This is a genomic window from Shewanella sp. 1180_01 (assembly GCF_052850535.1).
This window is the reverse complement of the sequence record NZ_VXCT01000197.1, coordinates 1-405: the sequence shown is the minus strand read 5'-3', so window position 1 is coordinate 405 and position 405 is coordinate 1. Positions and strand designations below refer to the sequence as shown.

General features: G+C 41.0%; 1 pseudogene. It reads right to left on the bottom strand.

Annotated features, from left to right (window positions below):
- Positions 1-246: pseudogene (locus FW758_RS24835) on the bottom strand (IS982 family transposase); the annotation flags it as partial.
- Positions 247-405 lie beyond the last annotated feature (159 nt).

The following is a 405-nucleotide window of genomic DNA, read 5'->3' as shown; positions in this document are numbered from 1 at the left end:
GTAGCCGAGTAAATTATGGAAAGCTGATTTATAGAAATGAGTCAGATAGCCGGTGTAGAAGTTCTTGAAATCACGGTGGTGGGATAACTGAAAAAGTATGATGATGGTCATCACTTCGCTTATCGTCATACGGCCAGCGCGTTGACACTTGCGTGTACCATCGGTTAACAGCGTTTTTTCCAATTCAGGAATGAAAACAGCGCAAAAATCATCGACATCGCAAAACACTTCCACTAATTTATGCATAAGCCCTCCGGTGTGATGGGGTTTCTCTTGGTCGAAAGATCCGATCACTTGGAGGGCTATTAGTTCAAATTTTCTTATCCCGAGTTCAGGTTAAGTAAAATCGTTGCCAATGAGTTACAGCAAGAACACTGTAATGAATACTTGTTTGTTTTTTGCAAT